Raw genomic sequence first — 21,322 nt, forward strand, 5'->3', positions numbered from 1 at the left:
GTTTACAAAGGATAAACTAAAAATTACAATTGAACATTAATAATAATTAAGATTAAAATAAATTAAACATGGCAAAGGCAACTTTCGATCGTTCAAAACCACACCTTAATATAGGTACTATTGGACACGTAGATCACGGTAAAACAACTTTAACTGCTGCTATTACTAAAGTATTAGCTGATGCAGGTTTTTCTGAAGCAAGATCATTTGATCAAATTGATAATGCACCAGAAGAAAAAGAAAGAGGTATAACAATTAATACTTCTCACGTAGAATATGCAACAGATAATCGTCACTACGCGCACGTTGACTGTCCAGGTCACGCGGATTATGTAAAGAATATGGTTACTGGTGCTGCACAGATGGATGGTGCTATTTTAGTTGTTGCTGCAACGGATGGTCCAATGCCTCAAACACGTGAGCATATCTTACTTGGTCGTCAGGTAGGAATTCCTCGTATCGTTGTATTCATGAATAAAGTGGATATGGTAGATGACGAAGAATTGTTAGAATTAGTAGAAATGGAAATCAGAGATTTATTATCATTTTATGAATATGATGGTGATAATGGTCCTGTAGTAGCGGGTTCTGCTTTAGGTGCACTTAACGGTGAACAAAAGTGGGTAGATACTGTATTAGAATTGATGAAAGAAGTTGATGCTTGGATAGAAGAACCAGTTCGTGATATGGACAAGCCTTTCTTAATGCCTATAGAAGATGTATTTTCAATTACAGGTCGTGGTACTGTTGCGACTGGTCGTATTGAGACAGGAGTAGGTAATACGGGTGATCCTGTAGAAATTATTGGTATGGGTGCTGAGAAATTGACATCTACTATTACTGGTATTGAAATGTTCCGTCAAATTTTAGATAGAGGTGAAGCTGGTGATAATGCTGGTATCTTATTAAGAGGTATTGAGAAGTCTCAAATCTCTAGAGGTATGGTTATTACTAAGCCTGGTTCTGTAACTCCGCATGCTAAATTTAAGGCGGAGGTATATATCCTTAAAAAAGAAGAAGGTGGGCGTCACACACCATTCCATAACAACTACCGTCCTCAGTTTTACGTACGTACTACTGATGTAACAGGAAACATTGCGCTTCCTTCAGGTGTTGAAATGGTAATGCCAGGTGATAACTTAACAATAGAAGTTAGTTTAATCCAACCAATTGCAATGAATGTAGGTTTACGTTTCGCTATCCGTGAAGGTGGTAGAACTGTTGGTGCAGGTCAGGTAACTGAGATTTTAGACTAAAAAAAAAATAGTTATAAACTTAATTAAGGTGTCCCGAAATTTCGGGATGCCTTGATTATTGTTTACGGGTTTAGCTCAGTTGGTAGAGCACTGGTCTCCAAAACCAGGTGTCGTGAGTTCGAGTCTCTCAACCCGTGCTAAAATGAATAAAGGTCATTATTTGGCCAAAAAAAATAGAAATCAAATGGCAGGATTAACAACATATATAAAAGAATCGTTTGAAGAGCTAAAAAATCATGTGTCTTGGACACCATGGCCAGAAGCTCAAAGGTTATCAGTTATAGTTGCTGTGTTTTCTATTATTTTCTCATTAGCAATATGGGGTGTGGATACTGTTTTTAGTAGAGCAGTAAAAGCTTATTTTGAATTTATTAATTAACAATATACAAGAAAAGAGGATGTCAGATAAAAAATGGTATGTTGTTAGGGCGGTAAGTGGTCAAGAAAATAAGATCAAGGCTTACATTGAAAATGAAATTTCAAGATTAGGTTTAGATGATTTTGTGGATCAAGTACTTGTGCCAACAGAAAAGGTTATTCAAATCCGTAATGGTAAAAAGATAAATAAGGAAAAAGTTTATTTTCCTGGCTATATAATGGTTCAAGCAAACCTAAGTGGTGAGATTCCACATATTATAAAGTCAATTACAAATGTAATAGGTTTCTTGGGCGAAACTAAAGGTGGTGATCCAGTTCCATTAAGACAATCTGAAGTAAACAGAATGTTAGGGAAAGTAGATGAATTAGCAATTGAAGCTGATGCTAACATTGCAATACCATTTACAAAAGGAGAAACTGTTAAAGTTATTGATGGTCCATTCAATGGATTTGATGGAACTATTGAAAAAATTAATGAAGAAAAGCGTAAGCTAGAGGTAATGGTTAAAATATTCGGAAGAAAAACGCCATTGGAGCTAAGTTATATGCAAGTTGAAAAAGTATAATAATTGTTACAATAAAGATAGCGTGAATATTTAGGCTTCCAACTAGATAGACGCATTAAATTAAAGAAAATGGCAAAAGAACTAGACAAAGTAGTTAAGTTACAAGTTCGGGGAGGTGCAGCGAATCCATCGCCACCGGTAGGACCCGCTTTAGGTGCCGCTGGAGTTAATATCATGGAGTTTTGTAAGCAGTTTAATGCTAGAACTCAAGATAAACCAGGTAAAGTATTACCTGTGGTAATTTCTGTTTACAAAGACAAATCTTTTGAATTTGTAATCAAGACTCCGCCAGCAGCAGTACAATTATTAGAAGCGGCCAAAGTAAAGAAAGGATCAGGTGAACCGAACCGACGTAAAGTAGCTAAAGTAACTTGGGATCAAGTTAAAGCAATAGCTGAAGATAAAATGGTAGATTTAAATGCTTTTGAAATCGGATCAGCAATGAAAATGGTTGCTGGTACAGCTAGATCTATGGGTATCACTGTTAAAGGAGGAGAAGCTCCAAACTAAAATTTACGATATGGCAAGATTAACAAAAAAGCAAAAAGAGGCAGTAGCGAAGGTTGATAAAAACAAGCTTTACTCTGTAGAAGAGGCTTCAGTTTTACTAAAAGAAATTACATATACAAAGTTTGATGCTTCAGTAGATTTAGCAATTAGACTAGGTGTAGATCCACGAAAAGCTAATCAAATGGTTCGTGGTGTTGTTTCTTTACCACATGGTACAGGTAAAGATATGAAGGTTCTTGCATTAGTAACCCCAGATAAAGAAGACGAGGCTAAAGAAGCTGGTGCTGATTATGTAGGGTTAGATGAATACTTACAGAAAATAAAGGAAGGTTGGACAGACGTAGACGTTATTGTTACTATGCCAAGCGTTATGGGTAAGTTAGGACCATTAGGTAGAGTTTTAGGGCCAAGAGGCCTTATGCCAAATCCAAAGACTGGAACAGTGACAATGGATATTGCTAAAGCGGTATCAGAAGTTAAGGCTGGTAAAATTGATTTTAAGGTAGATAAGACAGGTATAGTGCATGCTCCAATAGGAAAGGCATCATTTAGTGCTGATAAGCTAGTGGGTAATGCGAACGAATTGTTAACTACTATAATGAGATTGAAACCAACATCATCTAAAGGGACATATGTAAAGAGTATTTTTATGTCTAGTACGATGAGTCCAAGTATAGCAATAGACACTAAAATAGGATAGTAGTTAAACTTAGAATATTATGACAAGAGAAGAAAAATCCGTAGTAATTGAAGAGTTAACTGCTCAATTAGGAGATAATGCGATTATCTATTTAACAGATATTTCTGGATTAGATGCAGTTGCGACTTCAAATTTAAGAAGAGCATGTTTCAAGTCTAACATAAAATTAGCAGTTGTTAAGAATACACTTTTAGAAAAGGCAATGGAAGCTTCGGATAAAAATTTCGGAGAGTTACCATCAACTTTAAAAGGAAATACTTCGGTAATGTATTCTGAAACTGGTAACGCTCCTGCTAAAGTTATAAAAGCGTTCCGTAAAAAATCGGAAAAGCCTTTATTAAAAGGTGCGTTTATAGAAGAAGCAATTTATGTTGGAGATGATTTATTAGATACGCTAGTAGACATTAAGTCTAAAGAAGAACTTTTAGGAGATATTATTGGATTATTACAATCACCTGCTAAAAATGTTATTTCTGCACTTAAATCTAGTGGTGGAACAATCGCAGGTATTGTAAAAACTTTATCCGAAAGAGAAGGATAATTCAATTAAAACACAATTTAAATTAAAATAACACACACATATTAAAACAATAGAAAAATGGCAGATTTAAAAGATTTCGCAGAACAATTAGTTAACTTAACTGTAAAAGAAGTTAACGAACTAGCAACTATATTAAAAGATGAGTACGGTATTGAGCCGGCTGCTGCTGCTGTTGCAGTTGCTGCAGGTGGTGCTGGAGGTGGTGAAGCCGCTGAAGAAAAGTCAGAATTTGATGTGATTTTAACTGCCGCTGGTGGTTCTAAATTAGCAGTTGTAAAATTAGTTAAGGAATTAACTGGTTTAGGTTTAAAAGATGCTAAAGGTTTAGTAGATGATGCACCAAGCCCAATTAAAGAAGGTGTGCCAAAAGATGAAGCTGAAGCTTTAAAAGCTCAATTAGAGGAAGCAGGAGCTGAGGTTGAGCTTAAGTAAGCTCAAGCTAACCTACAACATATGGTTTAGGTCTAGAGTGATGCTCTAAGACCTAAACCCTTTTGTGTATATAAACGTTATATACATTTATTAGTTTTTATTTATTAAAATCTCGTTCATCAATGTTAGCAAAAAAGGCTGAAAGAATTAATTTCTCTTCTATTGTAAATAGAACAGATTACCCAGACTTTTTGGATATTCAAATTAAATCCTTCCAGGATTTTTTCCAATTAGAAACAAAGTCAGAAGAAAGAGGTGCTGAAGGTTTGTACAATACCTTCATGGAGAACTTCCCAATTACAGACACACGTAATCAATTCGTATTAGAATTTTTAGATTACTTTATAGATCCACCTAGATACTCTATTGAAGAATGTATCGAAAGAGGGTTAACATACAGTGTGCCTTTAAAAGCAAGATTGAAATTATATTGTACGGATCCAGAACATGAGGATTTCGAAACAATAGTACAAGATGTATATTTAGGTACTATACCTTACATGACACCTTCAGGTACTTTCTGTATAAATGGTGCAGAACGTGTAGTAGTATCGCAGTTGCACAGATCACCTGGTGTCTTCTTTAGCCAGTCTTTTCATGCAAATGGAACAAAATTATATTCTGCAAGAGTAATTCCTTTTAAAGGATCTTGGATAGAATTTGCTACAGACATTAATAGTGTGATGTATGCATATATTGATAGAAAGAAAAAATTACCAGTAACAACTCTTTTCCGTGCAATTGGATTTGAACGTGATAAAGATATATTAGAGATTTTTGACCTAGCAGAAGAGGTTAAAGTTTCTAAATCTGGTTTAAAGAAAGTTATTGGTCGTAAACTTGCTGCACGTGTATTAAATACATGGCATGAAGATTTCGTTGATGAAGATACGGGTGAGGTTGTATCTATTGAGCGTAACGAAATTGTGTTAGACCGTGATACTGTTATAGATAAAGAAAATATTGAAGAAATTCTTGAAGCTGACGTAAAAACTATTCTTTTACACAAAGAAAGTGCTCAGCAAGGGGATTACGCAATTATTCATAATACATTACAGAAAGATCCAACAAACTCTGAAAAAGAAGCTGTTGAGCACATCTATCGTCAATTACGTAATGCTGAGCCGCCAGATGAGGAGACAGCACGTGGTATTATTGATAAGTTATTCTTTTCTGATCAACGCTACTCTTTAGGTGAAGTAGGTCGTTATAGAATGAACAAAAAATTACAGTTAGATATTGGTATGGACAAACAAGTTTTGACCAAACTAGATATTATAACTATCATTAAATATTTAATTGAGCTAATCAACTCAAAGGCAGAGATTGATGATATTGATCACTTATCTAATCGTCGTGTACGTACTGTAGGTGAGCAGTTATCTTCTCAGTTTGGCGTTGGTTTAGCGCGTATGGCACGTACGATTCGTGAGCGTATGAACGTACGTGACAACGAAGTCTTTACACCAATAGATTTAATTAACGCAAAAACTTTGTCGTCTGTTATTAATTCTTTCTTTGGAACAAATCAGTTATCTCAATTTATGGATCAAACCAATCCTCTTGCAGAGATTACGCACAAGCGTCGTCTTTCAGCATTAGGGCCAGGAGGTCTATCTAGAGAAAGAGCAGGATTCGAAGTACGTGATGTTCACTATACACACTACGGACGTTTATGTCCTATTGAAACTCCAGAAGGTCCAAATATTGGATTAATTTCTTCATTATCTGTATTTGCGAAAGTAAATCCTATGGGATTCATTGAAACACCATATAGAAAAGTTGAAAACGGTGTTGTAGATATTAAAAATGCGCCAACATATCTAAGTGCTGAAGAAGAGGAAGATATGTTAATTGCGCAAGCTACAATAGAGGTAGATGAAAAAGGAAAAATTATTCCTGAAAAAATTATTTCTCGTCAAGAGGGTGATTTCCCAGTAATAGAGCCTTCTAATGTAAATTATACAGATGTTGCTCCAAACCAGATTGCATCCATTTCAGCATCATTAATTCCATTCTTGGAACATGATGATGCCAACCGTGCACTGATGGGATCTAACATGATGCGTCAGGCTGTACCATTATTACGTCCTGAAGCGCCGATTGTAGGTACAGGTTTAGAGCGTCAAGTAGCATCAGATTCTAGAGTATTAATTAATGCAGAAGGTGCCGGTACTGTTGAGTATGTAGATGCTGATAAAGTTATTATAAAGTATGAGCGTTCTGAAGAAGCTGCAATGGTTAGTTTCGATAGCGATACTAAAGAATATCCTTTAGTTAAGTTTAGAAAAACAAATCAAGGAACTTCAATTAACCTTAAGCCAATTGTTCAAAAAGGTGATAAGGTAGCTAAAGGACAAGTCTTATGCGAAGGTTATGCAACTCAAAAAGGTGAATTAGCCCTTGGTAGAAATATGAAAGTAGCCTTTATGCCTTGGAAAGGGTATAACTTTGAGGATGCTATTGTAATTTCAGAGAAAGTAGTACGTGATGATATATTTACATCTATTCATATAGACGAGTATTCATTAGAAGTTAGAGATACAAAATTAGGTAACGAAGAGTTAACTAATGATATTCCTAACGTTTCTGAGGAAGCGACAAAAGATTTAGATGAGAATGGTATGATTCGCATTGGTGCTGAAATCAAACCAGGAGATATACTAATTGGTAAGATTACACCAAAAGGAGAATCTGATCCAACTCCAGAAGAAAAGTTATTAAGAGCTATTTTTGGTGATAAAGCTGGTGATGTAAAAGATGCTTCTTTAAAAGCTTCACCTTCATTGAAAGGTGTGGTAATTGAGAAGAAATTATTCGCCAGAGCAGTTAAAGATAAGCGCAAGAGAGCTCAAGATAAAGAAGATATTGAAGCTTTAGAAAATGCTTATGACAATCGTTTTGATGATTTACAAGCAGTATTAGTTGAAAAATTATTTGCCATCGTAAATGGAAAAACAGCTCAAGGTATTTATAATGATCTTGGTGAAGAAATCATTCCTAAAGGTAAGAAGTATACATTGAAAATGTTAAATGCTGTAGATGATTATACGCATTTAACTTCAGGAAAATGGACTACTGATGATCACACCAATGAAATGGTGGCAGATTTAATCCATAATTATAAAATTAAGGAAAATGACCTTCAAGGATCACTTAGACGTGAGAAGTTTACTATTTCTGTAGGTGACGAGTTACCAGCAGGTATTATTAAACTAGCCAAAGTTTACATTGCTAAAAAACGAAAACTTAAAGTTGGTGATAAAATGGCTGGTCGTCATGGTAATAAGGGTATTGTTGCTCGTATCGTACGTCAAGAAGATATGCCTTTCTTAGAAGATGGAACGCCAGTTGATATTGTATTAAATCCACTTGGTGTACCTTCTCGTATGAATATTGGACAGATTTATGAAACCGTTTTAGGTTGGGCTGGACAAGATTTAGGAAGAACATATGCAACTCCAATTTTTGATGGTGCTACATTAGATCAGATTAATACCTTTACTGATGAAGCTGGTATTCCAAGATTTGGACATACTTATCTTTATGATGGTGGAACAGGTGATCGTTTTGATCAACCAGCAACCGTTGGTGTGATTTATATGATTAAACTTGGTCACATGATTGATGATAAGATGCACGCACGTTCAATAGGACCTTACTCGTTAATTACACAACAACCATTAGGTGGTAAAGCACAGTTTGGTGGTCAACGTTTTGGTGAAATGGAGGTATGGGCACTAGAGGCTTATGGAGCTTCAAGTACACTACGTGAAATCTTAACTGTAAAATCAGATGATGTAATTGGTAGAGCTAAAACTTACGAAGCAATCGTTAAGGGAGAGCCAATGCCAGAACCAGGACTACCAGAATCGTTCAACGTACTTATGCACGAATTGAAAGGTTTAGGATTAGATATAAGATTAGAAGAATAAATTTAGGTGAGTAGGTAGCAGTTTTAATCCTTTAAGACTGTTACTACAAACTGAATACTATAAAGAACATGGCAAGAAGACAAGATAAGAATACAATTCAGAAATTTAACAAGATTTCTATCGGTTTAGCATCACCTGAATCTGTTTTAGGAGCATCTCGTGGTGAAGTATTAAAGCCAGAAACTATTAATTATCGAACTCACAAACCTGAGCGTGATGGTTTGTTCTGTGAGCGTATTTTCGGTCCTGTAAAGGATTTTGAATGTGCTTGTGGTAAATATAAAAGAATACGTTACAAAGGAATCGTTTGTGATCGTTGTGGTGTAGAAGTAACAGAAAAAAAAGTACGTAGAGATAGAGTTGGTCACATCAATTTAGTTGTGCCAGTAGCTCATATCTGGTATTTTAGATCTTTACCAAATAAAATAGGTTATTTACTTGGATTACCATCTAAGAAATTAGATATGATAATCTATTATGAGCGTTATGTAGTTATACAAGCTGGTATTGCTATGAATGCAGAAGGAGAACCAGTGCAGAAAATGGATTTTTTAACGGAAGAGGAATATTTAAATATTCTCGAAACTATTCCGCAAGAAAACCAATATTTAGATGATACAGACCCTAATAAGTTTATTGCTAAAATGGGTGCGGAATGTTTAATAGATATTTTAGCAAGAATTGATTTAGATCAATTATCTTATGACTTAAGACACAAAGCAAACAACGAAACATCTAAGCAACGTAAGACAGAAGCTTTAAAGCGTTTACAAGTAGTTGAAGCGTTCAGAGAGTCTAACGAACATAGAGAGAATAAGCCAGAATGGATGATCATGAAGGCTGTTCCTGTAATACCACCAGAGTTAAGACCTTTAGTACCTTTAGATGGTGGTCGTTTTGCAACTTCAGATTTAAATGATCTTTACCGTCGTGTAATTATCCGTAACAACCGTCTTAAAAGGTTAGTTGAGATAAAAGCGCCAGAAGTAATTTTGCGTAATGAAAAGCGTATGTTACAAGAATCAGTAGATTCATTATTTGATAACACGCGTAAGTCTTCTGCAGTTAAAACAGATTCTAATAGACCATTAAAATCATTATCAGATTCATTAAAAGGTAAGCAAGGACGTTTCCGTCAAAACTTACTTGGTAAGCGTGTTGATTATTCTGCACGTTCTGTAATTGTTGTAGGTCCAGAATTAAAGTTATTTGAATGTGGATTGCCAAAAGATATGGCAGCAGAACTTTACAAGCCTTTTATCATTAGAAAGCTAATCGAAAGAGGAATTGTAAAAACTGTAAAATCTGCAAAGAAAATTATAGATAGAAAAGAACCTGTAGTTTGGGATATTTTAGAGAATGTTTTAAAAGGACATCCAGTTCTTTTAAATCGTGCTCCTACGTTACACAGACTTGGTATTCAGGCTTTTCAACCAAAACTTATTGAAGGTAAAGCAATTCAGTTGCACCCATTAGTATGTACTGCATTTAATGCGGATTTTGACGGTGACCAGATGGCTGTGCATTTACCTCTTGGACCTGAAGCGATTTTAGAAGCACAACTTTTAATGTTGGCGTCACATAATATTTTGAATCCTGCTAATGGAGCACCAGTTACCGTTCCTTCTCAGGATATGGTTCTTGGTCTTTATTACATGACTAAACATAGAAAATCGACTAAAGAAGTGCCAATAATTGGTGAGGGCTTAACTTTTTATTCACCGGAAGAAGTTACTATTGCTTACAATGAGAAGAAAGTTGACTTAAATGCAGGTATTAAGGTAAGAACGATAGATTTCAATGAAGAAGGCGAACTTACTCAGCAAATTATAGAAACAACTGTTGGTCGTGTACTTTTTAATGAAAAAGTACCAGCAGCAGCAGGATATATCAATGAAGTTTTAACTAAAAAGTCTTTAAGAAATATCATACACGGTATTCTAAAGAAAACTAGTGTGCCAGAAACAGCTGAATTTCTTGATGAAATTAAGACTCAAGGATACAAGTTTGCATTTCAAGGTGGATTATCATTTAGTTTAGGTGATATTATTATTCCTCAAGAGAAGCACACAATGATTGCTGATGCTAATAAGAAAGTAGACGGTATTATGGGTAACTATAATATGGGACTTATTACTAATAATGAAAGATATAACCAAGTTATTGATATCTGGACATCTACAAATGCTGAATTGACAGAACTTTCAATGAAGCGTATTAGAGAAGATCAGCAAGGATTTAATTCAGTGTTTATGATGCTAGACTCTGGTGCTCGTGGATCTAAAGAACAGATTCGTCAGTTAACTGGTATGCGTGGATTAATGGCAAAGCCTAAAAAATCTAATGCAGGTGGTGGTGAAATTATTGAAAATCCAATTCTTTCTAACTTTAAAGAAGGACTTTCAATTTTAGAATACTTTATATCTACTCACGGTGCTCGTAAAGGACTTGCAGATACGGCTCTTAAAACTGCCGATGCAGGTTATTTAACACGTCGTTTGGTTGATGTTTCTCAAGATGTAATTGTATATGAAGAAGATTGTGGTACATTAAGAGGTATTGAGGTTTCTGCTCTCAAGAAAAACGAAGAAATTGTTGAAAACTTAGAAGCTAGAATTGTTGGTAGAACATCACTTAATGATGTCTTTGATCCTTTAACAGAAGAGCTTATTATAGAAGCGGGTGGTCATATTAATGATGCCATTGCGAAGCAAATAGGTGATTCTGCAATAGAATCTATTGAAGTACGTTCGCCATTAACATGTGAAGCTAAGAAAGGTATCTGTGTTAAATGTTATGGTCGTAACCTAGCTACTGGTAAAATGGTACAGAGAGGTGAGGCTGTTGGCGTTGTTGCTGCGCAATCAATTGGTGAGCCTGGTACACAATTAACATTACGTACATTCCACGTAGGTGGTATTGCTGGTAACATTTCAGAAGAGAATAAGTTAACTGTTAAGTTTGATGGTATTGCTGAGATAGAAGATCTTAAGACAGTAAAAAGTAAGGATAAAGAGGGTAATGAAGTGGATGTTGTTATTTCAAGAACTTCAGAACTTAAATTAGTAGATCCTAAAACAGGAATTGTTTTAAGTACTAATAATATTCCTTATGGTTCTGATATCTTTGTTAAACCAGGAGCTAAAGTAAAAAAAGGAGATGTTATTTGCCAGTGGGATCCATATAATGGTGTTATTATTTCTGAGTTTGCTGGTAAAGTAAGATATGAAAATATCGAACAAGGTATTACATACCAAGTAGAGATAGATGAACAAACTGGTTTCCAAGAGAAAGTTATTTCAGAATCTAGAAATAAAAAGCTAATTCCAACTTTATTAATTGAAGATTCTAAAGGTGAAACGATACGTTCATACAATTTACCAGTAGGCGCTCACATAATGATTGATGATGGTGATAAGATTGATATTGGAAAGATTTTAGTTAAAATACCTCGTAAGTCAGCAAAAGCTGGTGATATTACTGGTGGACTTCCTCGTGTGACTGAATTATTTGAAGCACGTAACCCTTCTAATCCTGCCGTAGTAAGTGCGATTGATGGTGTTGTATCATTTGGTAAAATTAAACGTGGTAACCGTGAGATTATAATCGAATCTAAATTGGGTGAGGTTAAAAAGTACTTAGTGAAATTATCTAATCAGATTCTTGTACAAGAGAATGATTATGTAAAAGCAGGTATGCCTTTATCAGATGGTTCTATTACACCGAACGATATCTTAAATATTAAAGGCCCTTCAGCGGTTCAGCAATATTTAGTGAATGAAGTACAAGAAGTATATCGTCTACAAGGGGTGAAAATTAATGATAAACACTTCGAAGTAGTTGTTAGACAGATGATGCGTAAAGTAAGAATTATCGATTCTGGTGATACAATCTTCTTAGAAAATCAATTAGTGCATAAATCAGATTTCATAGAAGAGAATGATAAAATGTTCGGAATGAAAATTGTTGAGGATGCTGGTGATTCAGAGAATTTAAAGTCTGGTCAGATTGTAACCGTAAGAACATTAAGAGATGAAAATTCGAGCTTAAGAAGAGAGGATAAAAATCTTGTAACTGCTAAAGATGTAAGTCCTGCGACTGCAACTCCAATCTTACAAGGTATAACAAGAGCATCTCTACAAACTAAATCATTCATTTCTGCTGCATCTTTCCAGGAAACAACTAAGGTTCTTAATGAAGCTGCCGTTAATGGAAAAGTTGATACACTTGAAGGACTTAAAGAAAATGTAATTGTTGGTCATAGAATACCAGCAGGTACAGGAGTTAGAGAGTATGAACACATTATAGTAGGTTCTAAAGAAGAGTTTAACGAAATGATGAAAGCTAAAGAGGAAATGAATTTCAACTAATTCATGTTTTTTCTTTAAGTACTTAATAAAGATTAGAAGCCTTCATGTTAATAGACCTGAAGGCTTTTATAATTTAACAATAACGGTAATATTATAATAAATATATAAAATGGCAGAGAATAAAAACGATCCTAAAAAAGGGCAAATAAATATAGAATTGGATGAAAAAGTGGCTGAAGGTACATATTCTAATTTAGCTATTATAAATCATTCAGTTTCAGAATTTGTCGTAGATTTTGTAAGTATTATGCCTGGTACACCAAAAAGTAAAGTAAAGTCTAGAATTATCTTAACACCTCAACATGCAAAACGTTTACTGAAGGCCTTAGGTGATAATGTAACCAGGTTTGAAAAAGCACATGGTGAAATTAAAGATTACGAGCAACCGCCAATTCCTTTGAATTTTGGGCCAACAGGGCAAGCTTAATTTTAAATAATTAAAGTGTATTTTATATACGTAACTCGTCTATTAAAAAAAGCTATTGAATTGTTCAATGGCTTTTTTTAATTACTGCAAATTAGGCATATTCCGTCTTATGAATATTATACTGCAATGCGCCCGAAGGACATTTGTTAATTTGATTAATAATTGTTTTTGTTTTGGCTCCATTTAAATCAATCCATGGAATTACGGAACTTCTAAAAACGTCAGATAATTGCCTTGCACAAATCCCAGCGTTTATACAACAACTAGGATCGTAGGTCACAGTAATATCATCATTACTGAAATTGTTTTTATTTATCTCCATAATGGGTAGGTTAATTTGGGTTGTTTAAATTTAATTAGAGTAAATATTCCTGAAATCAAAATTACCGTTAAAATGCTATAAAAATTCGATAAAAAGTAAATTTTATAGATTTATTCGATGAACTGCATAAATTTTATGAAAACTCTGAGGTCATATGAAAGGTTATACTTGGATATTTTTGTTGCGTCATTTGTAGTGAAAACATTGAATCAGCCAAAAACACTAATTGATTATGTTTGTCTCTAGCCAAAAAACGTTGCTTTACTCTTAAAAACTCTTTAAATTCTTCGCTCTTTAGATTTTCAGTCTCTACCCAACATGCCTTATGTACATTTAGGTTCTCATATGTACATTTTGCACCATATTCGTGTTCTAATCTATATTGTATAACTTCATATTGAAGTGCTCCTACAGTTCCAATAACTTTTCTTCCATTAAGGTCTAATGTAAATAATTGAGCTACACCTTCATCCATTAATTGATCTATACCTTTATATAACTGCTTTGCCTTCATCGGGTCTGCATTATTAATATATCTAAAATGTTCTGGTGAAAAACTAGGTACACCTTTATAGTTTAATATTTCTCCTTCTGTTAAAGTATCACCAATCTTAAAAGTACCGCTATCCTGAAGGCCAACAATATCACCTGGATATGAAATATCTACAATTTCTTTTTTTTCAGCGAAAAATGCATTTGGACTGGAAAACTTCACGTTCTTATTATGCCTTACATGTAAATAAGGAACATTGCGTTTGAATTCTCCCGAAACAATTTTAACAAATGCAAGCCTATTTCGATGGTTAGGATCCATATTTGCATGGATTTTGAACACGAATCCAGTAAATTTCCTTTCGTCTGGTTTAACTAAGCGTTCTTCACTTTGTTTTGGTCTTGGTTTTGGAGCAATTTCAACAAAACAATCTAATAATTCCCTTACTCCAAAATTATTTAATGCAGAACCAAAAAATACGGGCTGTTGATTGCCTTCTAAATATTCTGATTTGTTAAAATTGGGATAAATACCCTCAACAAGTTCTATTTCTTCTCTTAATGTATTTGCTGAATTTTCACCTATTAATTGATCTAATTCTGGTGATGATAAATCTGAGATTTCAATAGTCTCCTCAATATCTTTTCGACTATCACCAGAAAATAAATTAATATTCTTTTCCCATAGATTATAAATCCCTTTAAAATCATAGCCCATACCTATAGGGAAACTCAATGGTGTAACTTTTAATCCAAGCTTTTGCTCTACTTCGTCTAATAAATCAAAAGCATCTTTACCTTCCCTATCTAGTTTATTAATAAAAACAATCATTGGGATGTTACGCATTCTACAAACTTCAACAAGCTTTTCAGTCTGCTCTTCAACACCTTTTGCTACATCAATAACTACTATTACACTATCTACAGCGGTTAAAGTTCTAAACGTATCTTCAGCAAAGTCTTTATGACCAGGAGTATCAAGGATGTTAATCTTAATACCATTATACTCAAAAGCTAAAACAGAAGTAGCAACAGAAATTCCACGTTGGCGTTCAATCTCCATAAAATCACTAGTAGCACCTTTTTTAATTTTGTTGCTTTTTACAGCTCCAGCTTCTTGTATGGCGCCACCAAATAATAGTAGTTTTTCTGTAAGGGTAGTTTTACCGGCATCAGGATGAGAGATAATCCCAAAAGTACGTCGTCTATTTATTTCTTTTAAAAAACTCATAAGGTTGTATTGATAAGCGGATGCAAATATAGAAGTATAAATAGATTAAATATAATCCACTTTTATAAAAACTGCTCTTTATGTTAATTCGTATATTAAAAGAAAACATATTAAAGTTTTTTGTAATTTTGAATTTAGAAAATTTTATTAATTATTATTAATTATTTTCTTACGAGTTTTTGAAGTTGATTAATAGCAAGTCTCTTCATTTTAGAACTTTATAAAAGTATTCAGATTATTAAATGTGACATCAAGACATCCTAACGTGTCTTATCATTTAGTAATGGTGATAGAATATTCTGTATTTATATGGAATAATTCTGCATATTAATTTGTTTTTTACGCTTTAACGAATATATTTGCGCTTAATCGATAAATTGGTTTATCGAAGCGCCTTATAATTGAATAACACATCAACGATATAATACTATGAAAATCTCTACTCGATTCTCACTTAAATCATCCTTTTTTATATTATTCACTTTACTCAGTTCGCTGCATTATGCGCAGACGGATATTGGTGGTGTTGTAAATGATTATGAATCAATTATTACAATTAATAATCCAGGATGTACAGAGTGTGATACTAATCCCGCTTGTTTAAATGAAATTGAAGTTGGTGATGTATCTGCTTTTTCTGTAGGGGACAAAGCATTAATTGTTCAGTTAAAAGGCGCAACTATAGACGAAACGAATACAGCTTCAGGTGGTACTATTACTGATTTAGGTAATGCGGGTAATTACGAATTTTTTGATATTGGATCTATAACTGGTAGCTCAATATTCCCAGTAGCACCATTAAAAAACAATTATGATACTGCTGGTCTACTTCAATTAATTAGAGTTCCGGTATATCCAGGGGATGTTAATATCGTTTCAGAATTACAGGCTCAGCCATGGGATGATGCGACTGGAGAAGGAGGTGTAATCGCATTGTTTGTAGAAGGTATACTTACTTTAAATGCAGATATAGATGCATCTGGTACAGGTTTTATTGGTGTTGAAATGAATGTAAATGGTGGGCCAGATAATTGTACCATAAATCCTAATGTTCAGTTTAATTTACCAGCAGCTAATAACGATAGTTGGTTTAAAGGTGGTGGTGTTGCGTTGGAAGGTATAAATAATCAAAAAGGTAGATCGCCATTAGGTAATGGTGGTGGTTCTGGTGTTTCTGGTGATTCTGGTGGTGGAGGTGGTGCCAATTTTGGATCAGGTGGAATTGGAGGAGATCGCTGGTGTGATGTTAACGGTGCAACTGCGGGCGGCTTAGGTGGTAACGATTTAGCTTCTTTTATTTCAAATCAAAATAGAGTATTCTTTGGTGGTGCAGGTGGTGCAGGTTTTGTAACCTCTAGTAATTTTGCATCAGCATCTAATGGTGGAGGTATTGTTGTTATTAGGGCAACTACTTTAGTAGGAAATAATTTTAATATAAATGCTTCTGGTTTAGATGCTGAAGCTACGTCCACTGGTATAGATGGCGGTGGAGGTGGAGGTGCTGGTGGTTCAGTTGCCTTCGATATCCAATCCTATACAGGAAATTTAAATATAGATATTACTGGTGGTGATGGTCAAAGCCTAGAAACTGGGACGATTCACGGTCCTGGCGGCGGTGGCGGTGGCGGTGTATTTCTGCATAATTTAGCAACCTTACCAGGAGGAATTAGTGTGTCTTTAACTGGAGGTAATCCGGGCGTACACAATCAAGCTCCAAATATCGGTAATGCACATAACGCTCAGGCTGGTAGTAATGGTGGCATTATACCATATTACAATTTAGTAGAAACAATTAATACGGATGATAATTTAGGGACTGATGATGGTGTCTCGGATTTTTGTGATTTAGATTCAGATAATGATGGGATTTTAGACTCTGTTGAAGATGGTGGATCTGGAGTAGACCCTTCGCAAGATGAAGATGGTGATGGTATACCAAATTATTTAGACCAAAGTGATCCGGGAGTTCCACCTTTCGTAGATTCAAATGGTGATGGCGTTAATGATGTGTATGATACTGATGGAGATGGTACTCCAGATTTTCAAGATATAGATAGTGATAATGATGGTTGTTTCGATTCTATAGAGTCGGGTGGAACAGATAATAATAATGATGGTGCATTAGATGGTGATGGTTTTAATACAGATGGCCAAGTAACTACTGGTGGTGCAATAACTGATGGATATGATGGGTTATCAGGTGATGAAATTATTGCAACAGAAGTAAATTATACAGCACCTACAGACCAAAATGAAACAGCCGGTGATACAGCAACTTTCGAAGTTTCTAGTGCTACCATAACTAGTACAACTGTTTATACAGGTACTACACCAAATACTTCTCCAGATTTTGCAGATCCTTCTGCTACAACTGGTTCTACTGGTTTTTCTTATCAATGGTATTTAGGTGATCCAGCCACAACTGGTGTGGCATTAAGCAATGACGCAACGTACTCCGGAGTAACAACTTCAACACTAGAAATTATAACTAACGCTTCTTTGAGCGGAAATCAATATTGTGTAGTTATTACAAACGCTAATAATTTATGTGAAAATATTGAATGTGCTAACTTAATAGTCAATCCTGACCTATTATGTACGGATGGTGCTACGGTCGGTACACCAACACCTAACGATCCAGATGCTGATGGTATAAATAATATTTGTGATGTAGACGATGATAATGATGGTATCCTAGATGTTTTTGAATACGAATCATGTGGTACTTTAGGTGATCCTAGTTTTGAAAGTTCTAACCCAAGTCCTGCAACAGGTTATGATTCCTTTGCTTCTGATTTTCCAGTTAGTTCTCCTTGGGTAAATTCAAATGGTACAGCAGGCTATTTTACAACATCTAGTCAACCTCCATCAACAAACCCTTTACCAGCAAATGATGGTATAGGTTATGCTGGTTTTCATTCTCAAGGTTCTTTTACAAATGAAGTGTTTAGTAACGTTTTATTAAATAATATAATATCTGGCGAAGATTACATTTTGTCTTTTGATGCTTATCAAATGAATTTAGGTGCAACAGCAGGAGGAGTTTTTAATAACCCAGGTCGAGTTAAGGTTTTTGGTATTAGAGCTGGTACTAGCCCAATACTTAATGCTACAAACCAAGCTAATGTTACAACTTTAGAAGCAGTTGCGAATGTAGATTTACTTATTACTAGCGTTTTAGTAGATAATACAACGGACTGGGAAAGATATTCAATTTCATTTACTCCTAATTTTGATTATGATAGAATTTTAATATCAATCGACGGTGTAGATAGTTATCTCGGTTTTGATAATATAGAAGTGCTATGTACACTAGACACGGATAATGATGGTATAGATGATCATCTTGACCTCGACGCAGATAATGATGGAATCTACGACGTAGATGAAGCAGGTAATGGCATATTAGATACTAATAACGATGGTGTGATAGATGTTAACGATACTGGTTTTAATGATGGAGATGGTAATGGAGCAGACGATACTGCAGAAGCAACAACTCCAATAGACACTGGTAGTGATGGAAGCTTTGATTTTCAAAATACAGATAGTGATGGGGATGGATGCAGCGATGCAAATGAAGCTTATAACGATACGAATGCCGATGGTGGAGATGGTGGTCAATTTGGTGCTGTTGATCCAGCATCGGTTGATTCAACGAATGGTTTAGTTACAGAAACAGCCGTTGATTATACTTTAGGTACAAATTCTGCAGTGACCGATTCAGGAGTTAATTCTGCTTGTGCTGATCCCTGTGACGCAGTTGCTTCTGGTAACTTAGATACAGATAATGATGGTGTAAGTGACTATTGTGATGAAGATGACGATAATGATGGTATTTTAGATTCATTCGATTATGAGTGTGCGCCAGGTCCTTTAGCTTTAGGTCAGACTTTCTCTGATAATACAGGTTCAAATTCTAATCCAGAATTTATAAATAATGTGTATGCTTTTAATGGGGCCGATATTACATTCGGTTATGAATTACGAGGTGGTTCAGCATGGAGTGGAGGTGTTTCTAACCAAAATAATGGAGCAATCTTACCAGATGGTGAATATATTAATACTGTACCTGACGGAACAAGTTTTCCAGATGGAAGGGTAGTAAATTACTACATAACCTTTTCAGAACCAGTATATGATGTTAACTTTAAAATAGGTGGTTTAGATGATTTTGATAGAGCCGATATTATAGCTATTAATGGTTCTGATAATTTGCCTGTTAATATTACTGATATTAATGTTGGTGCTAACCTTACTTTAGTTGGTAATAGTGCCATTACAGGAGCTTCGGCTAATTCTAACGCACCTTTTAATAGTATTAATATTCAGGTTTCAGGACCTGTTTCAGAAATAACGGTCACAGTAGGTAAACAAAATGGTAGTGCTGGAGATGTTGAATTACAATTCTATGAGTTTGAGTATTGTGTTGCTTTTGATACCGACAATGATGGTGTAAATGATATCGTAGATTTAGACAGTGACAATGATGGGATTTATGATATAGATGAGGCTGGTAATGGCTCATTAGACACTAACGGTAATGGTTTTATAGATTCGGGTGATGCAGGGGGTTTAGGTGATGGTGATGGAAATGGAGCAAATGATTCTACACAAGTTACTACACCAATAGATACAGGAAGTGATGGTAGTTCTGATTATCAAAATACAGATAGTGATGGTGATGGATGTGCAGATGCTAATGAAGCTTATGGTTACTCTAGTGCTGCTGGTACAGATAATGGCGAGTTTGGTGAACCAGATCCAGCAAACGTTAATCCATCTAATGGATTAGTAGTGGAAGGAGGAGTTAATTATGGTATAGGTACAAATTCTTCAGTTACTGATTCAGCAATTACAGCCGGTTGTACCCCTTGTGACGCAGCAGCTTCTGGTAATGCGAACAACGATAGTGATAATGTTTCAGATATATGTGATATAGATGATGATAATGATGGTATTTTAGATGAAAATGAGTTAAATTGTTCTAGTGGTCCTATAGCTTTAGGTCAGACTTTCTCTGATAATACTGGTTCAAATTTTAATCCAGAATTTATTAATAATGTATATGCGTATGATGGTGCGGATATAACATTTGGATATGAACTGAGAGGAGGTGCTGCTTGGAGCGGTGGTGTGTCTAGTCAAAATAATGGTGCCATCTTACCAGATGGGGAGTATATCAATACAGTTCCAGATGGAACTAGTTTCCCTGATGGTCGAGTTGTAAATTATTATATAACATTTTCTGAGCCAGTATATAATGTAAACTTTAAAGTAGGTGGATTAGATGATTCTGATAGAGCAGACTTTATAGCTGTTAATGGAGCTCAAAGTGTTCCAGTTAATATTACTGATATTAACGTTGGTGTAAATCTTACCATTAATGGTCAAAGTGCAGTTTCTGGAGCTTCGGCCAATGCTAATGCCCCTTCAAATAGTATTAATATAGAAGTATTAGGAGGAGTTACTGAAATTACTGTAACTGTCGGAAAGCAAAATGGTACTGCAGGGGATGTTGAATTACAGTTTTATGAGTTTGAATATTGTCTAAGTCAAGATACAGATGGTGATGGTGATCCCGACCACCTAGATCTCGATAGTGATAATGATGGCTGTAATGATGTAATAGAATCAGGTGGAACAGATGCAAACGATGATGGCCAATTAGATGGTGATGGTTTTAATGGAAATGGACAAGTTACTTCTGGAGGTGCTATAACAGATGGTTACGATGGTACAACAGGAAATGAAACTGTTGCTACACAGATAACTTCAGATACTAATGTTCCAGGAACTTTGGCAGTTTCAACAGGTGATACTGTTAGTTTTACTTCGAATGCTACGGCTGAGAGCACTATAATTTGGGATACGGTAACACCTTTTGATCCTGACTTCACGACTAATACTGATGTTTCGTCTGGCTTAAATTATGTTTGGGAGTTTGATGATGGTTCAGGTTTTCAACCTTTTATACCCGCTGAGACTTCACAGACTCTGAGTCTGGGGACAGTAACTGGAGCGCAAGATGGTTATGTTTATAGATTGACAATAACACATGATGATAATATTTGTTTAAGTCAAGAACGTACAGTTACATTAAGTGTAGAAGACCCAAGTATAGAAGCCGTAAAGACTGTAGCGATTACCAATGATGTAGCA

The 21,322-nt window shown here is 35.1% G+C and carries 13 protein-coding genes and 1 tRNA gene; 12 read left to right on the top strand and 2 right to left on the bottom strand.

The features are described 5' to 3' along the window. Window positions 1–68: 68 nt before the first annotated feature. The 11 genes from tuf (at window position 69) to ACFWU4_RS06865 (ending at window position 13,115) form a co-directional block, all read left to right on the top strand. Window positions 69–1,256, top strand: coding sequence for an elongation factor Tu (gene tuf / locus ACFWU4_RS06815; protein ID WP_411126136.1), 1,188 nt, complete (start codon window positions 69–71; stop codon window positions 1,254–1,256). Window positions 1,257–1,320: 64 nt separating this feature from the next. Further along, a tRNA-Trp gene (locus ACFWU4_RS06820) sits at window positions 1,321–1,393 on the top strand. After that, window positions 1,369–1,635 (top strand): preprotein translocase subunit SecE, encoded by a 267-nt coding sequence (secE, locus tag ACFWU4_RS06825; protein WP_411126138.1) that lies wholly within the window; start codon window positions 1,369–1,371, stop codon window positions 1,633–1,635. Before ACFWU4_RS06820 ends, secE begins: the two co-directional genes overlap by 25 nt. Before the next feature lie 19 nt (window positions 1,636–1,654). Next, window positions 1,655–2,200, top strand: a complete 546-nt coding sequence (gene nusG, locus ACFWU4_RS06830; protein WP_411126140.1) for a transcription termination/antitermination protein NusG — start codon at window positions 1,655–1,657, stop codon at window positions 2,198–2,200. 69 nt (window positions 2,201–2,269) lie between these two features. After that, complete coding sequence (rplK, locus tag ACFWU4_RS06835; protein WP_411126142.1) at window positions 2,270–2,710, top strand: 50S ribosomal protein L11; 441 nt, start codon at window positions 2,270–2,272, stop codon at window positions 2,708–2,710. 10 nt (window positions 2,711–2,720) lie between these two features. After that, window positions 2,721–3,410 (top strand): 50S ribosomal protein L1, encoded by a 690-nt coding sequence (gene rplA / locus ACFWU4_RS06840; RefSeq protein WP_411126144.1) that lies wholly within the window; start codon window positions 2,721–2,723, stop codon window positions 3,408–3,410. A gap of 19 nt (window positions 3,411–3,429) precedes the next feature. After that, window positions 3,430–3,951 (top strand): 50S ribosomal protein L10, encoded by a 522-nt coding sequence (gene rplJ, locus ACFWU4_RS06845; RefSeq protein WP_411126146.1) that lies wholly within the window; start codon window positions 3,430–3,432, stop codon window positions 3,949–3,951. A 57-nt stretch (window positions 3,952–4,008) separates the two neighbouring features. Then, the gene (gene rplL, locus ACFWU4_RS06850) at window positions 4,009–4,383 is read left to right on the top strand and encodes a 50S ribosomal protein L7/L12 (RefSeq protein WP_411126148.1); all 375 of its coding nucleotides are present in this window, start codon (window positions 4,009–4,011) and stop codon (window positions 4,381–4,383) included. Between the two features lie 122 nt (window positions 4,384–4,505). Continuing rightward, on the top strand, window positions 4,506–8,318 hold the full coding sequence (gene rpoB / locus ACFWU4_RS06855; protein WP_411126150.1) for a DNA-directed RNA polymerase subunit beta: 3,813 nt from the start codon (window positions 4,506–4,508) through the stop codon (window positions 8,316–8,318). Between the two features lie 68 nt (window positions 8,319–8,386). After that, on the top strand, window positions 8,387–12,688 hold the full coding sequence (gene rpoC, locus ACFWU4_RS06860; RefSeq protein WP_411126152.1) for a DNA-directed RNA polymerase subunit beta': 4,302 nt from the start codon (window positions 8,387–8,389) through the stop codon (window positions 12,686–12,688). 109 nt (window positions 12,689–12,797) lie between these two features. Beyond that, a complete protein-coding gene (locus ACFWU4_RS06865; RefSeq protein ID WP_411126154.1) occupies window positions 12,798–13,115 on the top strand; it encodes a DUF3467 domain-containing protein in 318 nt (105 codons plus the stop codon). Window positions 13,116–13,206: 91 nt separating this feature from the next. Here ACFWU4_RS06865 and ACFWU4_RS06870 read toward each other — a convergent pair whose 3' ends face one another. Together ACFWU4_RS06870 and ACFWU4_RS06875 are read right to left on the bottom strand one after the other, a co-directional pair. Beyond that, window positions 13,207–13,437 carry a (4Fe-4S)-binding protein gene (locus tag ACFWU4_RS06870; protein WP_411126156.1) on the bottom strand — a complete coding sequence of 77 codons (231 nt, stop codon included), beginning with the start codon at window positions 13,435–13,437 and terminating at the stop codon, window positions 13,207–13,209. Between the two features lie 133 nt (window positions 13,438–13,570). Continuing rightward, window positions 13,571–15,160, bottom strand: a complete 1,590-nt coding sequence (locus ACFWU4_RS06875) for a peptide chain release factor 3 (protein WP_411126158.1) — start codon at window positions 15,158–15,160, stop codon at window positions 13,571–13,573. 429 nt (window positions 15,161–15,589) lie between these two features. On the opposite strand from ACFWU4_RS06875, the gene ACFWU4_RS06880 reads away from it, so the two are divergent. Further along, the coding region (locus ACFWU4_RS06880; RefSeq protein WP_411126160.1) for a beta strand repeat-containing protein at window positions 15,590–21,322 on the top strand (5,733 nt) is incomplete at its 3' end.

Source organism: Winogradskyella sp. PE311 (assembly GCF_046545555.1).
In the GTDB taxonomy this organism is placed as follows: Bacteria; Bacteroidota; Bacteroidia; order Flavobacteriales; family Flavobacteriaceae; genus Winogradskyella.

Bases quoted from the DNA above. Each gene is read 5' to 3' on its own strand.
- tuf (WP_411126136.1), top strand. From the start codon at position 69: ATGGCAAAGGCAACTTTCGATCGTTCAAAACCACACCTTAATATAGGT.
- nusG (WP_411126140.1), top strand. From the start codon at position 1,655: ATGTCAGATAAAAAATGGTATGTTGTTAGGGCGGTAAGTGGTCAAGAA.
- rplK (WP_411126142.1), top strand. From the start codon at position 2,270: ATGGCAAAAGAACTAGACAAAGTAGTTAAGTTACAAGTTCGGGGAGGT.
- rplA (WP_411126144.1), top strand. From the start codon at position 2,721: ATGGCAAGATTAACAAAAAAGCAAAAAGAGGCAGTAGCGAAGGTTGAT.
- rplJ (WP_411126146.1), top strand. From the start codon at position 3,430: ATGACAAGAGAAGAAAAATCCGTAGTAATTGAAGAGTTAACTGCTCAA.
- rplL (WP_411126148.1), top strand. From the start codon at position 4,009: ATGGCAGATTTAAAAGATTTCGCAGAACAATTAGTTAACTTAACTGTA.
- rpoB (WP_411126150.1), top strand. From the start codon at position 4,506: ATGTTAGCAAAAAAGGCTGAAAGAATTAATTTCTCTTCTATTGTAAAT.
- rpoC (WP_411126152.1), top strand. From the start codon at position 8,387: ATGGCAAGAAGACAAGATAAGAATACAATTCAGAAATTTAACAAGATT.
- ACFWU4_RS06865 (WP_411126154.1), top strand. From the start codon at position 12,798: ATGGCAGAGAATAAAAACGATCCTAAAAAAGGGCAAATAAATATAGAA.
- ACFWU4_RS06870 (WP_411126156.1), bottom strand. From the start codon at position 13,437: ATGGAGATAAATAAAAACAATTTCAGTAATGATGATATTACTGTGACC.
- ACFWU4_RS06875 (WP_411126158.1), bottom strand. From the start codon at position 15,160: ATGAGTTTTTTAAAAGAAATAAATAGACGACGTACTTTTGGGATTATC.